The following is an 18480-nucleotide window of genomic DNA, read 5'->3' as shown; positions in this document are numbered from 1 at the left end:
GGATAAGCCCCATGGCATCGACACATATCTATTCCGCCTATGACGATGATCTCAAGTTCCTGACGCGCCGCATCTCCGAAATGGGCGGCCTCGCGGAACAGATGGTCGGCGACGCCGTTCGCGCGCTCGTCAACGGCGACACTTCGCTCGCCCAGAAGGTCATCTCCGACGACGTGATCCTCGATCACGCCGAGCGCGAGATTGGCGAAAAGGCGATCATCACCATCGCCCGCCGCCAGCCGATGGCCGCCGACCTTCGCGAAATCATGGGCTCGATCCGCATCGCGGCCGATCTCGAGCGCGTCGGCGATCTTGGCAAGAACACCGCCAAGCGCGTCATCGCGGTTCAGAGCACGGGCGTTCCGCGCAAGCTCGCCCGCGGTCTCGAGCATCTCTCCGAACTGGCGCTCGTCCAGCTCAAGGAAGTTCTCGACGTCTACACCAGCCGCGTTGCCGATCGTGCCAAGTCGATCCGCGAACGCGACGAGGAAATCGACGCGATGTACACCTCGCTGTTCCGCGAGATGCTGACCTACATGATGGAAGATCCGCGCAACATCACCAGCTGCACGCACCTTCTCTTCTGCGCCAAGAACATCGAGCGCATCGGCGACCACGCCACCAACATCGCAGAGACCATCTACTACATGGCTACCGGCGCCCAGCCGGAAGGCGAGCGTCCGAAGGACGACACCGCCAACACCGTCGGCGCGGTCACGGAATAAGCGTTCCGGACCCACGCCCCCAGGAGACCGAGACGAATGATCCCAAGAGTAGCAGTCGTTGAAGACGAAGAAGCACTGAGCGTGCTTCTTCGCTATAACCTTGAGGCCGAAGGCTTCGAAGTCGATACCATCCTTCGCGGTGACGAGGCCGAGATCCGGCTGCAGGAACGCACGCCTGATCTTTTGATCCTCGATTGGATGCTGCCCGGCGTATCCGGCATCGAGCTCTGCCGTCGCCTGCGCATGCGCCCCGAGACGGAGCGCCTGCCGATCATCATGCTGACCGCCCGTGGCGAGGAAAGCGAACGCGTTCGCGGCCTGTCGACCGGCGCCGACGATTATGTCGTCAAGCCGTTTTCGACGCCTGAGCTCGTTGCCCGCGTCAAGGCGATGCTGCGCCGCGCCAAGCCCGAAGTGCTCTCCTCGCTGCTGAAGTGCGGCGATATCGAGCTCGATCGCGAAACCCACCGCGTTCACCGCAAGAGCCGCGAAGTCCGCCTCGGACCGACCGAATTCCGCCTGCTGGAATTCCTGATGTCGTCGCCGGGCCGCGTCTTCTCCCGCTCGCAGCTGCTCGATGGCGTCTGGGGCCATGACATCTATGTCGACGAACGCACCGTCGATGTGCACGTCGGCCGCCTGCGCAAGGCGCTCAACTTCTCCAACATGCAGGATGTCATCCGCACGGTTCGCGGCGCCGGCTATTCCATGGAAGCGTAAGGCGCTTCCATTCCATCCGATCCAACGAAAAACGGGCCCCGCGAGGGCCCGTTTTCTTGTGTTCCTTATCCGGCTTTCCGGGTCATGCGACCCGGTTGGCTGCCTTGCGGCGCTCGTTGACCGGCTGGTAGGCCATGCGCTGGTGGTAGGTGCAGTATGGCGAGTTGTCAGGGGACTCGCAGCCGCAGAAGTGGAAATCGTCAGTCAGCGGATCGCCGACCGGCCACTTGCACGTACGCTCGGTCAGTTCCGTAAGGCCGAGGCGGCGCGAGATCGGAACGACAACGTTGGAAGCCGGACGGTAGCGGACTTCCTCGATCGCATCGATGTCCATCTCTTCCTTGAGAGCCACTGCGCCCTGCGGGCGGGCAACGGCGCGGCTTGGCGAGATGCGTGCGGAATTGAAGTTGCTGGCAGCGCGCGGGGTCGAAACCGCCGGGCGCTTCGGCGCTCTGGTCGCGGTCGTCGTGCCGCCGGCCTTGGCGCGGCCAGGCAGGTTCAGGCGGTGGACCTTGCCGATGACGGCGTTGCGGCTTACACCGCCAAGTTGTGCCGCAATCTGGCTGGCGCTCAAGCCTTCGGCCCAAAGCTTCTTCAGTCTTTCAACGCGCTCGTCTGTCCAGTTCATGCCCTGTCTCCGCCTTATTGCGTTGGTGTAGGCAGAATCCTTCACCCATGGCACGGACGTGTCCGGACCAAGAAACGCTTGCTCGATTTTGGTGACTAGTTCCGCCGCATGCAGTCTAGTAATTGAGTTTTAACCTAGAGTGAGGGCGACTCCGTGACAAGAGTCGGTTGAATCGCGGCGAATCGATTTCTCGGTTTTCCCCAACTTGCTGGGTGGTAGAGTCATTTCTGCAACATTAGCTGTTGATAGCTCGCCGGCGCCCCGATGCTTGCTTGACGCATGCGGCAAAAGCTCAGTTTTGTTGACATCGCACTGCGAAAAGACAATAGTGCCCCTCGCCGCCGAAAGGCGGCATTTTTCATTTCCGGGCACCCGCTTTTTAGCCGGAGTCCGGGCCTTTGTTGAGCGAATGACAGGAGATCGCGCCATGGCTGAAGCCGCGCCGCTTTATGATACCTACTCTCGTGCCCCGCTGCGGTTCGAGCGAGGAGAGGGCGTGTGGCTGATCACCGAAACTGGCGAGCGATATCTCGATTTCGGCGCGGGCGTTGCCGTGACCTCCGTCGGCCATAGCCATCCGCACGTCGTCGGCGCGCTGAAGGATCAGGCCGAGAAGGTTTGGCACCTCTCCAACATTTACGAAATCCCCGGCCAGGAGCGCTTTGCCAAGCGGCTGACCGATGCAACCTTCGCGGATAAGGTGTTCTTCACCAATTCCGGCGCCGAAGCGCTGGAATGCGCGATCAAGACCGCGCGCCGCTACCAGTATTCGAAGGGCCATCCCGAGCGCTTCCACATCATCACCTTCGAAGGCGCCTTCCACGGCCGCACGCTGGCAACGATTGCCGCCGGTGGCCAGGAAAAGTATCTCGAAGGCTTCGGCCCCAAGACGCCCGGTTTCGACCAGGTTCCCTTCGGCGATATCGAAGCCGTCCGTGCCGCGATCACCGATGCCACGGCCGGTATCCTGATCGAGCCGGTACAGGGTGAGGGTGGTATCCGCCCGGCGACCACGGAATTCATGAAGGCGCTGCGCCAGCTCTGCGACGAAAACGGCCTGCTTCTGATCCTCGATGAGGTTCAGTCCGGCGTCGGCCGCACCGGCAAGCTCTTCGCGCATGAATGGTCCGGCGTGACGCCCGATATCATGGCGGTCGCCAAGGGCATCGGCGGTGGTTTCCCGCTCGGCGCATGCCTGGCAACGGCCGAAGCGGCCTCCGGCATGAAGGCCGGCACCCATGGCTCGACCTACGGCGGCAACCCGCTCGCCATGGCCGTCGGCAATGCCGTGCTCGATGTCATCCTCGAGGAAGGCTTCCTGCGCCACGTCAACGACGTCGCGCTAGTCTTCCGTCAGGGCCTTGCATCGCTGAAGGATCGTTTCCCTGATGTGATCGAGGATATCCGCGGCGAAGGCCTGATGCTCGGCGTCAAGGCGGCTGTTCCGTCAACTGAGCTGTTGCAGGCCATCCGCGCTGCCAACCTGCTGGCCATTCCGGCCGGCGACAATGTCATCCGTTTGTTGCCCCCGCTCGTCGTCACCGCTGACGAAGCCCGCGAAGGCCTCGCGCGCCTGGAGCGCGCCGCCGAGAGCGTGCGCGCCAAGGCAAAGAAGACGGCTTGAATGGATGGATGCCCGGCCGGATGGCGGGCGCAACAGGTTAAAGACAGATGGCTTCCCCAAAACACTTTCTCGATCTCTCCGCGGTAACCTCTTCCGACCTCAGGGTCATCATGGACGACGCCAAGACCCGCAAGCAGGCCTTCAAGGCTGGCCAGGGCGACAAGCCGCTGGCAGGCAAGATGCTGGCGATGATCTTCGAAAAGCCCTCGACGCGTACCCGCGTCTCCTTCGACGTCGGCATGCGCCAGCTCGGCGGCGAAACGCTGTTCCTCTCCGGCACCGAAATGCAGCTCGGCCGCGCCGAAACGATTGGCGACACCGCGAAGGTCCTGTCGCGCTATGTCGACGCTATCATGATCCGCACCACCGATCACGCCCGCATGCTGGAGCTCGCCGAACATGCGACCGTTCCCGTCATCAACGCGCTGACGGATGATACCCATCCCTGCCAGATCATGGCCGATATCATGACCTTCGAAGAGCATCGCGGCCCGATCAAGGGCAAGACGATCGCCTGGATGGGCGATGGCAACAACGTGCTGCATTCGCTGGTCGAAGGGGCTGCCCGTTTCGGCTATCGCATGAACATGGCGGTACCTCTTGGTTCCGAGCCGAAGGATCACTATCTGAACTGGGCCCGCAATGAGGGCGCCGAGATCATGCTGAGCCATGATGCAGACCGTGCGGTCGCCGGCGCCGATTGCGTGGTGACCGATACCTGGGTCTCCATGAATCAGGAACATCGGGCCCGGGGTCACAACGTCTTCCAGCCTTATCAGGTCAATTCGGCTTTGATGGCACAGGCCGACAAGGATGCATTGTTCATGCATTGCCTGCCGGCCCATCGTGGTGAGGAAGTTACCGACGAAGTGATCGACGGCCCGCAATCCGTGGTCTTCGATGAAGCGGAAAACCGTCTTCATGCGCAGAAGTCGATTCTTGCTTGGTGCCTGGGCGCGATCTGAACCATACTGGAGGCCACATCGGGCCGGACAGGCCCGTGGCCGCGCTGGCGGATGGACGGGCTCGTCCACTGCCCTCAGACTAGGAGAAGACCATGGCAGAAGCTGCAGCCACCCTTGGCGAATTCGATTTCGCCGGTGATGATCATGTCGTTCCGTTTCAGGTGGAAGGCCTGGATGTGCGCGGTCGCGCCGTCCAGCTCGGCCCGATGCTGGATGCGATCCTCGATCGCCACAACTATCCCGCACCCGTCGCCCGTCTGCTGGCCGAAGTCATCGCGCTGACGGTGCTGCTTGGCACGTCGCTGAAGTTCGAAGGCAAGTTCACCGTGCAGACCAAGAGCGACGGCCCGGTCGATCTGCTTGTGGCCGATTTCTCGACGCCCGAGAACGTGCGTGCCTATGCCCGCTTCGACCAGACGCTTCTGGACGAGGCGGTCGCCGCCGGCCGCGCAGAGCCAGAGCAGCTGCTCGGCAAGGGCATGCTGGCGTTTACCATCGACCAGGGCAAGTTCAGCCAGCCTTACCAGGGCATCGTCGCGCTCGACGGCGCCACGCTGGAGGATATCGCCGGCACCTACTTCCGTCAGTCGGAACAGATCCCGACGCGCGTGCGCCTCGCCGCCGCCGAACTGTTAGACCGCGACGAGCAAGGCAAGTCGCGTCATCGCTGGCGGGCAGGGGGCCTCGTTGCCCAGTTCCTGCCGGAAGCGCCCGAGCGCATGCGCCAGGCCGACCTGCATGGCGGCGATGGCGACGAAGGTACCATCAAGCATGCGGAAGACGATGCCTGGGCCGAAGCGCGCTCGCTGGTGGAAACCATCGACGCCGACGAGCTGACGGATCCGCAGGTCGGCGTCGAGCGCCTGCTGTTCCGGCTGTTCCACGAGCGCGGCGTGCGCGTTTACGAGCCGCGCGAAGTGTTCGACCGCTGCTCCTGCTCGCGCGAGAAGATCAAGGGCGTGCTCAAGGGCTTCTCCGCCGAGGAGATCGAGGCGAGCCAGGAAGAGGGCAAGATCGCGGTCACCTGCGAATTCTGCTCGACGACCTATCGTTTCGAGGCCGAAGAACTCGCGCAGGCGGCTGAATGACCTGAGGCATGTCGCGCAAAAGTGTGCAGCGGCTTTGCGGCAGCGGCATGCAACAAAAAGGTTAGTTCAGGACTCTGAGCAGGCCCGGTGAATCAAGCGAGAAGGCGGGGATTTCCACCTGGAAGACCTCGCCTTTGTCGGTTTCCATCTGGTAGTGGCCGAACATCAGGCCCGATGGCGTATCGAGCGGGCAGCCCGATGAGTATTCGTATGTGTCGCCAGGGCTGAGCGTCGGCTGCTCGCCGACGACGCCGGCGCCGCTCACTTCATCGACGACGCCGTTTTGGTCGGTGATGTTCCAATAGCGGTTGACGAGGCGTACAGTGAGGTCTGAATTGTTGCTGATGACGATGCGGTAGCCCCACACATAGCGGTCGTCGTCCGGGTCGGATTGCTCCTCCAGGTAAAAGGGCTCGACCACCACTTCAATATCTCGTGTCAGGGCGCGGTACATGCCTACACCATAATAAGAATACCTTACTGGTATCTTATAAGAGGTGCGGCAGGTCAATAAACCAGGCCGGAATCCGCAATCAATTGGCTGTAAGCGCGAAAAATTCGCGCGTTAAGACTAATGCCATTCCCGCTCAGCGCGAGTAAATTTCAAGAATGCGCGTTTAAATGCCGACCGGATCACATCGACCCGGCCGGCTATTCTTGATCAGGCCTTGATCTTGGATAGCGCCTGCGCGAAATCCTCGATCAGGTCGTCGGTATCCTCGATGCCGGCGGACAGGCGCACGGTGCCCGGAGAAATGCCGAGTTCGGCGCGGGCCTCGTCCGTCAGGTTCTTGTGCGTGGTCGTGGCCGGATGCGTGATCAGGCTCTTCGCGTCGCCGAGATTGTTGGAGATCTTGACGATCTCAAGCGCGTTCTGCAGCGCGAACGCCGCTTCCTTGCCGCCCTTGAGCTCGATCGCCACCAGCGTCGAGCCGCCCTTCATCTGCTTGGCGACAATATCGGCCTGCGGATGGTCCTTGCGGCCGGGATAGATCACCTTGGCCACCTGCTTCTGCCCGGCCAGGAAGTCGGCGATCTTGCCGGCGTTCTCGGTCTGCTGCTTGACGCGAAGCGGCAGCGTCTCGAGACCCTTGAGCAGGGTCCAGGCCGTGAACGGCGACATGGCCGGACCGGTATGGCGATAATAGTCCTGCAGATGCTCGTTGACCCACTCGGTATCCGAGAGGATCACGCCACCCAGGCTGCGGCCCTGGCCGTCGATATGCTTGGTCGCGGAATAGACGACGATATGGGCGCCGAGTTCCAGCGGCTTCTGGAAGATCGGCGTCGCAAAGACGTTGTCGACAACGACCTTGGCGCCGATCTGGTTGGCGAGCTTGGCAACGCCGGCGATATCGACCACTTCCAGCGTCGGGTTGGTCGGGCTTTCCAGGAAGAACACCTTGGTGTTCGGGCGGATCGCCTTTTCCCAGTTCTCCAGATAGCGGCCGTCGACCAGCGTGCATTCGATGCCGTATTTCGGCGCCAGCGTCTCGACCACCCAACGGCAGGAACCGAAGAGCGCGCGGGCGGCGACGATATGGTCACCGGCCTTCACCTGGCAGAGGATGGCGGCGGCAACGGCTGCCATGCCCGATGCGGTGGCGCGGGCTTCTTCCGCACCTTCCATCGCGCACATGCGCTTTTCGAACATGTCGTTGGTCGGGCTGCCGTAGCGGGCATAGATATAGCCCTCGGTCTCGCCCTTGAAGCGCGCCTCGGCGGCTTCCGCGCTGTCGTAGACGAAGCCCTGCGTCAGGTAGATCGCCTCGGATGTCTCGCCATACTGCGAGCGCAGCGTTCCGCCGTGGACCAGTTGGGTTGCCGGGCGCCAAGTCTTGCTCATGCCATCACCACTTTCAAACACAAAAAAACCGGCCGCAAATGCAGACCGGTTTCAACCCGGTCTATTTAGCCACTTGTTTAACGTGGCTGCAAGCCGACCGGCCAAATCACCACGGGATAAAGCTGCAATACTGCTGTTGCGCGCTTGCGTCAATTCCTCGATTTTGGTTTTGTCTGCGGCAAATTATGGATGGGGCATGATGGCTCGCGAAACAGGAATATTGGCAGACCGCGCGATTGCGGCGTTGTTCGAGACGGGACGCCTCGTCGCGGAGCGCGAGCTCGATAGCGACCAGATCCAGCCGGCGAGCCTTGATCTGCGTCTCGGCGCCAAGGCATTCCGCGTCCGCGCCAGCTTCATGCCGGGTCCGAACAGTCTCGTCTCCGACAAGCTCGACCGTTTGAAGCTGCATGTCGTCGACCTCTCGGAAGGCGCGGTGCTCGAAACCGGCTGCGTCTACATCGTCCCGCTCATGGAGCGCCTCGATCTGCCCGCCGACATGTCGGCCTCGGCCAATCCGAAAAGCTCGACCGGCCGCCTCGATATCTTCACCCGCGTCATCACGGATTATGCACAGGAGTTCGACAAGATCCCGGCCGGCTATTCCGGTCCGCTTTATCTCGAAATCTCGCCGCGCACCTTCCCGATCGTCGTGCGTCGCGGCTCGCGCCTGTCGCAAATCCGCTTCCGCATTGGCCAGTCGCTGCTCGGCGAACCGGAACTTCTGGCGCTGCACGATGCCGAAACGCTGGTCGCAAGCACAAAGCCGAACGTCTCCGGCGGCGGCATCGCGCTGTCGATCGATCTCGCCGGCGACAAGGACGGCCTGATCGGCTATCGCGGCAAGCACCACACGGCGGTCGTCGACGTCGACAAGAAGGCTCAGCACGACATCTTCGATTTCTGGGAGCCGATCTACAGCCGCGGCCGCAACGAGCTGATCCTCGATCCCGACGAATTCTACATCCTCGTCTCGCGCGAAGCAGTCCACGTGCCCCCGCATTACGCCGCCGAGATGACACCTTTCGATCCGCTGGTCGGCGAGTTCCGCGTCCACTACGCAGGCTTCTTCGACCCCGGCTTCGGCCACGCCCCCGCCGGCGGCCGCGGCAGCCGCGCCGTCCTCGAAGTCCGCAGCCACGAGGTCCCCTTCATTCTCGAAGACGGCCAGATCGTCGGCCGCCTGGTCTACGAGCACATGCAGGAACACCCCGAAAGCCTCTACGGCACCGGCCTCGGCTCGAACTACCAGGCGCAGGGCCTCAAGCTCTCCAAGCACTTCCGGATCTGACCAGCCTCACCCGGAAGTCGCCAACGCCGCTTGACACCAGCCGCCATCTGTTGGAAATCTGCGCGTAACGCGGGTGTAGCTCAATGGTAGAGCAGCAGCTTCCCAAGCTGAATACGAGGGTTCGATTCCCTTCACCCGCTCCAACTTCTCTATTTCCCGACACCCCTCGCTACCTACGTCAGCATCGGCCAGGTATCGGAAAGCTTGTAGCCGCCGGGGAATGGATCGGTAGGGTCGAGCATGAGCTGAGCGGTGCCGCTGATCCAGGCGCTGCCGGTGATCGAGGGAACGATCGCCTTCTGGTCGGCGATCGTCGTCTCTTTGACGATCTTGCCGACGAATTTCGTGCCGATGATCGACACGCCCGTCAGGCTCTCGCCTTCCTGTAGCTCGCCGCGCGCGTTGAGCAGCGCCATGCGCGCCGACACCGCCGTGCCGGTTGGGGATCGGTCGATCTTGCCGGGTTGAATGGCGACGACGGATTTCGCCAGAAGCTGGCCATCCTCGCGATAGGGCTTTCCGGCAAAGAGGCAGAACGAGATATGGTTCCAGCCTGTATCTTCGGGGTGCGAGAAGCCCAACTGCTGATTAGCCGCATTGGTGATCCTGATGCCCGTCTCGGCGATCAGGCGCGCATTCTCCGGGATCAGCTCGATGCCGACCTGATCGGGATCGACGACCACGAAACTGTCGCCGCCATAGGCGGTGTCGACGGTGAGCGTTCCGATACCGGGAACGTCGAGTGAAGCATCGAGCTTCTGCGCAAAGCTCTTCACGTTGGTCACGGTAATGCGTTCGGCCTTGCCGTTGCGGCATTCCGCCTCGACCTCGACGAGCCCGGCCGGCGCTTCGAGCACCATCCTCGTTACCGGTTCCGTCATCGGAATGATGCCGCTGTCCAGGAGAACGGTGGAGACGCAGATCGAGTTCGATCCAGACATTGGAGGCGTATCCTCCGGCTCCATGATGATCCAGCCCATCTGCGCTTTCGGGTTCTTCGGCGGCACCAGCAGGTTGACGTGGCGGAAAACGCCGCCACGCGGCTCGTTCAGCACGAAATTCCGTAGCGTCTGATCCCTCGCAATCCAGCGGGACTGCTCCCAGACCGTCTCGCCCGGCGGCGGCGCGACGCCGCCGACGATCACATCGCCGACTTCTCCTTCGGCATGGCAACTGACGATGTGGACGATCTTGCTGGTGCGCATCTTCTCGCTCTTTTCTCGGTTCTCGTCGCCTCGAAGCCCCGACGACGCTGGTGACGGATCATATAATGCATGCCTGCGCATCATTGATGAAGCACCTTCCGCATGCGTAGAGGATCTAAGCGGGTTATCCAATTCGGGTTGTGGCTCTAACGCTTTCCGCGTACTTGACGAATCCCTAATGAACGTGGTTAATTTTTAACTATTCTCCGGTACATGGAACTTGGACGGCGCTCTGGCCGTTACTGGCGCACACGAGGAGGAATAGCGAAATGCTCTTGAAGATTTTCACCGCGAAGCGCGATGTCGTCGACGCCGATGACACCGGCACATACGCGGATGGCTACCATATGCCGGAACTCGACGTTGCCGCATACAAGCGCAGCGACCGCCGTTCTTCCTACGAGCGCGACTATGGTCGTGGTCGCAAGGTTGAAGAAATCTCGCTCGGTCTCGTCTAAAAGATTGATCAGATAGCGGGTAAAGTCGGCATTTGCCGAAATGAAAATGGGCGGCCTCGAGCCGCCCATTTCATGTTTGCGAGAGCCTCGTCGCGGCTCAGAATTCCGTCCAGTCGTCGTCCTTCTTGTCGGCGGAAGACGTGCCGCCGAAGGCGTTGGCGAGCTTCTGTCCGAGGGCGAGCGCTGGCGAGGAGGTCGGTCGCGTGACCCCCGAGGTGGCGATCCGCACCGGCGCCTTGCGGGTCAAGACAGGCTTGGCCGGGCGCGGCGCCAGGGGCTCGTTGGCATCGGGAACCACCCGTGGCGTGAACGCCACGGTGCTGCCGCCGGTGCCGGTCAGCTTGAACTGGTCGAGCAGGGTGTTGAGCGCAGCCGCCTCGGTGGCGAGCTTGTGGCTGGCGGCGGTGCTTTCCTCCACCATCGCGGCGTTCTGCTGCGTGCCCTGGTCCATCGTGTTGACCGAGGTGTTGATCTCTTGCAGCCCGATCGATTGCTCGCGTGCTGCTTCGGCAATCGCGTTGACGTGCTGGTTGATCTCCTGCACCTCATGCACGATCTCTTCGAGCGCCTTGCCGGTCTCGCCGACCAGCGAAACACCCGATTTCACCTGGTTGCCCGAAGTCAGGATCAGCGACTGGATTTCGCGTGCGGCATTGGCTGAGCGTTGCGCGAGTTCGCGCACTTCCTGGGCGACAACAGCAAAGCCCTTGCCCGCTTCACCGGCGCGTGCCGCTTCCACGCCCGCGTTCAGCGCGAGAAGGTTGGTCTGGAAGGCGATGTCGTCGATCACGCCGATGATGTTGCCGATCGAGGCCGAGGACTGTTCGATCTGCTGCATGGCGTTGACCGCCTTGCGCACCACTTCGCCGGATCGCTCTGCGCTATGGCGGGTTTTCGACACCAGCGTGCGCGCTTCTTCCGCCCGGCGCGCGGCATCCTTCACCGTGGTGGTGATCTCTTCCAGCGCGGCCGCCGTCTCTTCGACGGAGGCTGCCTGCTGCTCGGTGCGACGCGAAAGCTGGTCGGCAGACGAGCGGATTTCGCCGGCGCCGGCCGTAATCGCGCGGGCGTTGTCGCCCACGGTCTGCATCGTTTCGTTGAGCTTGAAGATCGAGTTGTTGAAGTCCTGGCGCAGGCTGTCCAGGCTGCCTTCGAACGGCGTGTTGATCTGTGAGATCAGGTCGCCGGCGGCAAGCTTGCGCAGGCCGTCGCCGAGCGCGCTGACGGTGCGCGAGAGATCGGCCGCCTCGGTGGCGCGCTGTGCTTCGATTTCGCGGCGTTCGCTGTCGGTGAGATTGCGGTTGCGCTCCGCCTCGCGCTCGAGACGCACGCGCTCGATGGCATTGTCGCGGAAGATCGAGACGGCGGCCGCCATCTCGCCCACTTCGTCCTGCCTGTCCATGCCGTCGACGGCGCTTGCCGTCTCGCCCTCGGCAAGCCGCGTCATGCGCTGGCGAAGCCGGGCCATCGGCGCCGCGATGCCAGCCTGCGCGATCCAGATGCTGAGCCCGATCGCGGCAAGCACGGCGAGCCCGATCAGCACGAAACAGTAGAAGATACGGCTGTTGACCGTGGCCGAAAGCGCATCGCCGCCATCGTTGAGCTGTACCATCAGCGCATCATTGTTGGCGATCATCTTCGGCGTAACGATCGAGAGCTTGGCGTTAAGCTCCGCCGCCGTGGCCTGCGCACCGGTGCGGTCGCCGGCCTTGGCCTGGTCGATCACCTTTTTCGCGAGCGCATCCATCTCGTCGATGCCGGCGATGATCTCGTCGATCGCGGGCTTGCGGTTCGGCACGAGGTCGGCTGCCTGCTGCAGACGCTCGCGCGCTTGCGGCATCTTGCTGGGCGCGGCGATCGCGGCGTCGAAGTCTGGCGTGCCGGGGGTAAGGTCGGAGACGACGGTTGCCTGCAGAACGGCTGCGGTGGCAGACGCGCTGGCTCGCGAGGCTTGCATGGCTGCCAGTGCTTCGTGGTCGATGAAGGCGCTGTAGGCGGCATCGGCGCCGCGGAATTCCTCGACGACATAGACAAGACCGCCGATCGCGATGACGCCGAGAAGCGCAACGACCGAGATGATCTTGGTGCGGATTTTGAAGTTTTTCAGCATGAATGGGCCCATGGGCTGCGGCCAGGGGGATGGCCGGATACGATCGTTTTCAAGGACAGGCGTTTTCGAAGGCAGAGCTGGCGCTTTCGCGCCGTGGGAAGATGCCCGCTAAGGCTCGACAGGCGCATCATGCATTCGGTCAGGAACCGGTGTCGTCGATCGCGACTAGAATCCATATTGCTTAAGACGAAACTAACACATCCAGAGGTCCACAGAATTTAAGTGGGCTGGCTCATGGCGAGGGGATCGAGGCCCCGCGCATCGGTTGCGAAGAGGCCGTCGGCAGGTGCGGGGTCTTGTCCCAGAAGAACGGCTTGAAATGCAGCTGGAAGACGGCGCGCCACGCGGCGCTCGATATCATCACCCAGTAAAGGGGAAGGGCGACCCAGCGCCAGCCGACCTTCCGCTTCTCGTCACGCAGCATGGCGCGCCGGCCAAGCACCAGCAGGATGACGTAGCTTCCCAGCATGTTGGCGACATCGATCATAAACAGCAGCATATCAAGGGTGGCGGTTTCGGGGAAACCGAGCATCATGTAGCTGGCGGTGGTGAGGATCAGCATGACCATCCACGGACGCGTCAGCGAGGCGACGAGCATGCCGCCGATCAGTACCTGGAAAACGAGGAACGGCCAAAGCCCCATCTCGCGCACGAGTTTGCCCGGTGCGCGCATCATCACCAGCCATGTCTGCAGCCAGCCCTTGAACCACCGTGTGCGCTGGTTCAGCCAGACCTTACGCGTCGTCGGCGCGTCCTCGTATGTCGGGCAATCGATCACGCCGCAGCGATAGCCGAGCCTGTAGAGCCGCAGGCCGAGATCGGCATCTTCAGTCACGTTATAGGGATCCCACCCGCCGCACGCCTTGAGATCGGCGACACGCAGATGGTTGGAGGTGCCGCCGAGCGGCATCGGTAGCCGGTGCTTCGCCAGCATCGGCAGCAACAGCCGAAACAGCGCTGCATATTCGAGCGCGAAGGCCGCGCTGATCCATGAGCTGCCGACATTGGAGATGATCAGCGGCGCCTGCAGGCAGGCAACGTCGTCCCGACTGGCGCAGAAGCTCGCATAGGCCGCGCGCAGCTGGTCCGCATGCGGCCTGTCCTCTGCGTCGTAGATCACGAGGAACTCGCCGCGCGCGGCGCTCAGCGCATAGTTGAGCGCCTTCGGTTTCGTTCTCGGATGGGAGACCGGCACCGCGACGATTTCGAACTGCGGGCCGAGATCCTGTTTTTCGAGTGCCGCGATCGTCGCGTGGTCGTCGGCCTCGCATATCAGCTTGATGTCGAGCTTGGCGATCGGCCAGTTGAGCTGCTTCAGCGCTGCCACCAGCTGGCCGGCGACCTCCGCCTCCTTGTAGAGCGCGACGAACACGGAATAGACGGGCAGTCGCTCCGTCGGCTGTGGCGTTGGCTGCGGGCCGCGACGGTGGTGGAGTGCGCAGGCTCTGAGCAGGATCGCCACCATGTAGATGAACGACAGCGCGAGATGAACGATCGCGATCAGCGGCAAATCCGAGAACGCCGCGAAAATAAGCGCGCAGAGTGCCGCGCCCGCGATGAATCCCTGCTTGCCCGAGAGCACGATGCGGGCGCTGAACCGGCCTTTGTCCTCGAACAGCGTCCCGATGCTCTCCTTCACCCGCCGCTTGGCGCCGACGCGCCAGATAGCGTCGCGCATCGCGGTCGGCGTGGTGACGATGATCCGCTCCGCAAGCCCCGGCCGCGCCTCGATCGTCTGCGCCAGCGCCAGCAGTCGACTGGCCTCGGGAATGATGGCGATCATCGCCTTGTCGGCGTAGTTCAGCCGCACGGATCGCGTGTCCGCCAGCTGCGTGTCGAGCGCTTGGTCGTCATGGATCAGGGCCGGATCGAGCTGCGCGATGAACGGCAGGCGAAGCGCGCGGGCGAGTGCGGCATAATAGCTCTCGGCGTCCACCCATCGGTTGGCCAAGAGTTCACGCTCGATCGACGTGCCGTTATGGCGGGCCATGGTCGCCGCGCGCGCGATCGTCGGCTTGCCGATTCCGAGCCTCAGCAGCGCTTCGATCTCGATCTGCCTGACATCATTGACCACGCTCGCCGGCACGGTCGGCGAGATCAAAGGTTTCGATCGCTCTTGAAGCGTCGTGTTACGGGTGCTGATCCCGCCCGACGCATATTCCCCGATACGCATGACTCTGATACACCGTCGTTGAATTGGCAGTGCAGTCCCCGGGGCAGATCATAATGGTGCGATTTAAGCTGGCATCTCTCAATCCTAAGGGGTTTTGCAGCCTCTGGCTGTTTCTGGCCGCGTTTTGGCTACCTCTTTCGGCTGCGGCGCAGCAGGCGGCACCCTCTTTGCCCTTGCTTTTCGACAGCCGCGAGCGTCTCGCCAAGCCGGATCTGACGAGCCTCGTACGCCTGCGTTTCCTGACTTCGGTCGATTTCCCGCCGTTCAATTTCATGGATCAGAACGGCAAGCTTTCGGGCTTCAATGTCGATCTCGCCCGCGAAATCTGCGCCGAGCTGGAGATATCGGACAAGTGCCAGATCCAGGCCTTGCCCTTCGGTGATCTCAAGGATGCGCTGGCCGCCTCGCAGGGCGATGCCGTGATCGCGGGGCTGGCCGTCGGCAGCGAGCTACGCCGGCAGTTTTCCTTCTCGCGTCCTTATCTGATGCTGCCCGCCCGCTTCGCCCGCAATCTGAAGGCGCCGATCAAGGGCGAGAACGCCGCAAGCCTTGCCGATCGCTCCGTCGGCGTGGTCAAGGAAACCGCGCACGCCGCCATGCTCGCCGCCTATTTCCCCAGGGTCAAGGCAGTGCCGTTCGACAGCAAGGAAGCGCTGCTGGAGGCATTGAAGGACGGCAAGGTCGACGCCGTCTTCGCCGATTCGCTGCAGCTGTCCTTCTGGGTGTCGTCGCAGGCGTCGGAGAAATGCTGCGCCCTGTTCGACGGTCCCTACATGTCGGAAGAGTTTCTGGGAGAGGGCATGACGATCATGCTGCGGCAGAAGGACGAGGTCCTGCGCTCGGCCTTCGACCACGCGCTGGCCGCCCTTTCGCGCAGCGGCCGCCTGCAGGAAATCTACCTGCGATACTTCCCCTACGGCCTATACTAGGCAGGTTAAGCCTTGCGGAAACGGGCAATGGCGCTGCGCTCGATCGCGGCGCAGGTCAGCTTGTCGAGGCCGAGCCGGTCGCGCAGCAGGCTGAGCAGGCGCAGTTCTTCCGCCTTCACCGAAAGATCGGCCGACGCGACCTCGACCGCCAGCGCATAGGCGGTGTCGTAAAGCTTCGGTGACAGCGTGTCCTTGACCGTTTCAAGAACGACATCGAGCCCCTCGGGACCGGACAGAAGTGCCGCGCAGTCGCGAGCAACCGAGATCAGCTTGTCGTCGTCGAAGCCGCGAAACACCGGAAGAAAGCCGATCAGCTGTCCGATACGTTCCAGCTCCCGATCATTCATCGTGCTGTCGACGGCGGATGCCATGACCATCACGTAGATCAACGCGTCGTGGGCGGAAAGCGGCTTGTTCATGTCTGCATGGTTCCTCTGCGATGTCAGCAGAGTTTAGGAACTGGCCACGCCCATTACAAGGGATCGCTCATATCTTGAGGCTGCGTCAGGTCGGGTGCATCCGTTGCGCCGGCTTGTCGGGGATCCTGCCCGTAGATACCGTTCCCGTCTCGCTTGGCCTTGGCTCCGGCATCCGCGAAATCGGAGCCCGCCGCTGCCTCGGCCCAGCCATTTTCGACCAGCCACTCGGAAAGATCCTGCCCGCCGATCTTGCAACTCGCTGTCGCGGTGCCGCTCCAATTGGCGTCGCTAAGATCGCAGTTGACGGTGCGAAGCCGCAGGAAGAGCCGGAAATTGGTCTTCGCCAGCATCCCGCAGGGCCACTCCGTGCCCCCGGCGCCGGCGCAGCTCTTATCCACCGGCGTCGGTGTCAGTCCGGCCAATTGCAGCCGCCGTTCGCCGAAGCCGAGGACGCCGGCGCTTTCGGCCACCGGGCGCGGCAGGTCGATACCCTTCTCAGCCACCACGACAGGCTTTTTCTCGGGCTCCGGCGCCTGCTCGCGCTCCAATGGCTTGCCGTCGACCGAGGCCGGGTAGAATTGGCTGGCGTCATCCACCGGCCGCGCCATCATGCTGGCATCGGGGTTCGTCGTCGGCTGCGCGGGCGAGGGCGTTTGCTGCGCGGCCGCCGCTTGTGCCGATGCCGCGATCTCGACCGCATCAGACGCAGCGCTCAACCGATGCTCGCCGGCGGCGATCAGGCCTATGACGATCGCTATTCCCGCAGTCGCTGTCAGAAGTGCCGCAGGCTTCATGGAAGATTTTCCTACTGGCTGGCCCAGATGATCCGGGCGATCCAATCCACGTCGGTGAGTTCGATCGTCCGGTTCGGGTGCTCGGGATTGAGCGACATGAGTTCGATCGAGCGCGGGCTCTGACGCATCAGCACCTTGGCCATCACCTCGCCCTCGCGGGTCTTCACCACGACGCGGTCGTTGCGGCGCACCTGCGCGCCCGGCTCGACGATCAAGACGTCGCCGTCGCGATAGAGCGGCATCATGCTTTCGCCCTGCACCTCGAGCGCATAGACGCCGGCCTTCTGAGACGGTGCGGCCGGAAATTCCACGACATCCCAGCCCTGTCCGGCCGGAAAGCCGCCATCATCGAAAAAGCCGCCAGCGCCCGCCTGCGCGAAGCCGAGCAGTGGAATGGAGCTCCCTTGCGGCGGAAACGCGCCATCCGGCAGCGTCGAGAAACTGCCCTGCGGCCGCATGAAGGAGAGGAACTCCTCCATGCTGGAGCGTGTCGCCTCCAGCACCTTGGCGATCGATTCCGTCGATGGCCAGCGCAGCCGTCCATCGGCGGAAAGGCGTTTGGATTTGTTGAACGAGGTCGGGTCGAGGCCGGCGCGGCGGGCAAGCCCCGAGGGTGTCAGGTCGTGCCGTTCGGCAAGCCTGTCGAGCGCTCCCCAGATCTGCTCGTGTGACAGCATGTCGCCTGATCCCGTGCGCGCAACGGCGCTCCTTATTCGGCTGAAAGATTAACCGCAAGGCGAACAGGAGTAAAGAGACAAGAGGAATAAAATCCTCTCTCCGTCAGGCGACCATCGCCATGTTGATCTTGCCGAGCTGGATCACCGCCTGCGTGCGGCTGTCGACGTTGAGTTTGAGAAGAATGGCCGAGACATGCGCCTTGATTGTCGCCTCGGAGACGCCGAGTTCATAGGCGATCTGCTTGTTGAGCAGACCCTCGGCGAGCATCGTCAGCACCCGGCTTTGTTGCGGCGTCAGCGTGTGCAGCCGGTGGATGATGTCGGCCACATCGGGGTCCTGTTCCTGCCCGTCGCGGTAGCTGTCAGGCGTTGCGATATCGCCCGCAAGCACGGTCTGTATGCCGTGGCGGATATCGTCGATCCCCGCGGATTTGGAGATGAAGCCGGAGGCGCCGAGCTCCAGCGAGCGGCGGATCGTCGTCGCATCGTCGGACGCCGAAACGATGACGATCGGCAGGCTTGCAAATTCCGAGCGCAACGCCATCAGCCCGGAGAAACCGCTCACCCCGGGCATGGCAAGGTCGAGGAGCATCAGATCGGCATCCGGATGCTCGCCAACCGACTTTCGCGCGGCGGCGAAATCGCCGGCCTCGACGATATCGGGATGTCCCTCCATCCCGGTCACGGCCTGGCGAAGCGCATCGCGAAACAGCGGATGATCGTCGGCAATAATGATTGTCTGCTCATGCATCGAAAACTCCCTCCCAAGAGCCCGATCATGAAGTCCATGCACCGCCTTCCTCTACGGTTCATGCCTTCCTGCTAAAG

18 protein-coding genes, 1 tRNA gene and 1 riboswitch are annotated in these 18480 nt (G+C 62.7%); of the genes, 9 read left to right on the top strand and 10 right to left on the bottom strand.

Going from position 1 to position 18480, the window contains the following annotated elements:
- The first annotated feature begins 11 nt into the window (after window positions 1-11).
- The gene (phoU, locus tag AC1DOG_RS08395; protein ID WP_018898306.1) at window positions 12-725 is read left to right on the top strand and encodes a phosphate signaling complex protein PhoU; all 714 of its coding nucleotides are present in this window, start codon (window positions 12-14) and stop codon (window positions 723-725) included.
- 36 nt (window positions 726-761) lie between these two features.
- Window positions 762-1445, top strand: coding sequence for a phosphate regulon transcriptional regulator PhoB (gene phoB / locus AC1DOG_RS08390; protein ID WP_018898307.1), 684 nt, complete (start codon window positions 762-764; stop codon window positions 1443-1445).
- Window positions 1446-1527: 82 nt separating this feature from the next.
- Here the strand turns inward: phoB and AC1DOG_RS08385 are convergent, their stop codons facing one another.
- A complete protein-coding gene (locus tag AC1DOG_RS08385; RefSeq protein WP_477927351.1) occupies window positions 1528-2073 on the bottom strand; it encodes a GcrA family cell cycle regulator in 546 nt (181 codons plus the stop codon).
- A 427-nt stretch (window positions 2074-2500) separates the two neighbouring features.
- Here AC1DOG_RS08385 and AC1DOG_RS08380 point away from each other — a divergent pair, with 427 nt between their 5' ends.
- From AC1DOG_RS08380 to AC1DOG_RS08370, 3 genes are all read left to right on the top strand, one after another.
- A complete protein-coding gene (locus AC1DOG_RS08380; protein ID WP_289728611.1) occupies window positions 2501-3697 on the top strand; it encodes an aspartate aminotransferase family protein in 1197 nt (398 codons plus the stop codon).
- A gap of 47 nt (window positions 3698-3744) precedes the next feature.
- Window positions 3745-4662, top strand: coding sequence for an ornithine carbamoyltransferase (argF, locus tag AC1DOG_RS08375; RefSeq protein WP_026282967.1), 918 nt, complete (start codon window positions 3745-3747; stop codon window positions 4660-4662).
- 92 nt (window positions 4663-4754) lie between these two features.
- The gene (locus AC1DOG_RS08370; protein ID WP_477927350.1) at window positions 4755-5750 is read left to right on the top strand and encodes an Hsp33 family molecular chaperone; all 996 of its coding nucleotides are present in this window, start codon (window positions 4755-4757) and stop codon (window positions 5748-5750) included.
- Window positions 5751-5811: 61 nt separating this feature from the next.
- On the opposite strand, the gene apaG is transcribed toward AC1DOG_RS08370, so the two are convergent.
- The gene (gene apaG, locus AC1DOG_RS08365; protein WP_026282968.1) at window positions 5812-6204 is read right to left on the bottom strand and encodes a Co2+/Mg2+ efflux protein ApaG; all 393 of its coding nucleotides are present in this window, start codon (window positions 6202-6204) and stop codon (window positions 5812-5814) included.
- Between the two features lie 207 nt (window positions 6205-6411).
- Window positions 6412-7596 (bottom strand): O-succinylhomoserine sulfhydrylase, encoded by a 1185-nt coding sequence (locus AC1DOG_RS08360; protein ID WP_477927349.1) that lies wholly within the window; start codon window positions 7594-7596, stop codon window positions 6412-6414.
- Between the two features lie 44 nt (window positions 7597-7640).
- Window positions 7641-7719, bottom strand: a riboswitch (SAM riboswitch).
- A 73-nt stretch (window positions 7720-7792) separates the two neighbouring features.
- Between AC1DOG_RS08360 and AC1DOG_RS08355 the strand changes: the two genes are divergently transcribed.
- Both AC1DOG_RS08355 and AC1DOG_RS08350 read left to right on the top strand, forming a co-directional pair.
- On the top strand, window positions 7793-8887 hold the full coding sequence (locus AC1DOG_RS08355; RefSeq protein ID WP_026282969.1) for a 2'-deoxycytidine 5'-triphosphate deaminase: 1095 nt from the start codon (window positions 7793-7795) through the stop codon (window positions 8885-8887).
- Between the two features lie 69 nt (window positions 8888-8956).
- Window positions 8957-9030, top strand: a tRNA-Gly gene (locus tag AC1DOG_RS08350).
- Window positions 9031-9060: 30 nt separating this feature from the next.
- On the opposite strand, the gene AC1DOG_RS08345 is transcribed toward AC1DOG_RS08350, so the two are convergent.
- Entirely contained in the window at window positions 9061-10092 is a 1032-nt protein-coding gene (locus AC1DOG_RS08345) for a trans-3-hydroxy-L-proline dehydratase (protein ID WP_477927348.1), read from the bottom strand.
- A gap of 269 nt (window positions 10093-10361) precedes the next feature.
- On the opposite strand from AC1DOG_RS08345, the gene AC1DOG_RS08340 reads away from it, so the two are divergent.
- Entirely contained in the window at window positions 10362-10550 is a 189-nt protein-coding gene (locus AC1DOG_RS08340; RefSeq protein WP_018898317.1) for a hypothetical protein, read from the top strand.
- 97 nt (window positions 10551-10647) lie between these two features.
- On the opposite strand, the gene AC1DOG_RS08335 is transcribed toward AC1DOG_RS08340, so the two are convergent.
- Together AC1DOG_RS08335 and AC1DOG_RS08330 are read right to left on the bottom strand one after the other, a co-directional pair.
- Window positions 10648-12660, bottom strand: a complete 2013-nt coding sequence (locus AC1DOG_RS08335) for a methyl-accepting chemotaxis protein (protein ID WP_477927347.1) — start codon at window positions 12658-12660, stop codon at window positions 10648-10650.
- 232 nt (window positions 12661-12892) lie between these two features.
- Window positions 12893-14833: a glycosyltransferase family 2 protein gene (locus AC1DOG_RS08330; RefSeq protein WP_477927346.1), complete on the bottom strand. Its 1941-nt coding sequence runs from the start codon at window positions 14831-14833 to the stop codon at window positions 12893-12895.
- Between the two features lie 53 nt (window positions 14834-14886).
- On the opposite strand from AC1DOG_RS08330, the gene AC1DOG_RS08325 reads away from it, so the two are divergent.
- On the top strand, window positions 14887-15762 hold the full coding sequence (locus tag AC1DOG_RS08325) for a transporter substrate-binding domain-containing protein (RefSeq protein ID WP_477927345.1): 876 nt from the start codon (window positions 14887-14889) through the stop codon (window positions 15760-15762).
- A gap of 5 nt (window positions 15763-15767) precedes the next feature.
- Here the strand turns inward: AC1DOG_RS08325 and AC1DOG_RS08320 are convergent, their stop codons facing one another.
- The 4 genes from AC1DOG_RS08320 to AC1DOG_RS08305 all read right to left on the bottom strand — a co-directional run bounded on the left by AC1DOG_RS08320 (window position 15768) and on the right by AC1DOG_RS08305 (window position 18403).
- Window positions 15768-16181, bottom strand: a complete 414-nt coding sequence (locus AC1DOG_RS08320) for a tellurite resistance TerB family protein (protein WP_018898321.1) — start codon at window positions 16179-16181, stop codon at window positions 15768-15770.
- A gap of 53 nt (window positions 16182-16234) precedes the next feature.
- On the bottom strand, window positions 16235-16975 hold the full coding sequence (locus AC1DOG_RS08315; protein WP_477927344.1) for a thermonuclease family protein: 741 nt from the start codon (window positions 16973-16975) through the stop codon (window positions 16235-16237).
- An 11-nt stretch (window positions 16976-16986) separates the two neighbouring features.
- The gene (locus AC1DOG_RS08310; RefSeq protein ID WP_018898323.1) at window positions 16987-17652 is read right to left on the bottom strand and encodes a S24 family peptidase; all 666 of its coding nucleotides are present in this window, start codon (window positions 17650-17652) and stop codon (window positions 16987-16989) included.
- A 103-nt stretch (window positions 17653-17755) separates the two neighbouring features.
- Window positions 17756-18403, bottom strand: a complete 648-nt coding sequence (locus AC1DOG_RS08305; RefSeq protein ID WP_477927343.1) for a response regulator — start codon at window positions 18401-18403, stop codon at window positions 17756-17758.
- Between the last annotated feature and the right edge of the window lie 77 nt (window positions 18404-18480).

The sequence above is a fragment of the Rhizobium sp. 01N48 genome (assembly GCF_056399145.1).
This window is presented reverse-complemented; position numbering and strand designations above follow the sequence as displayed.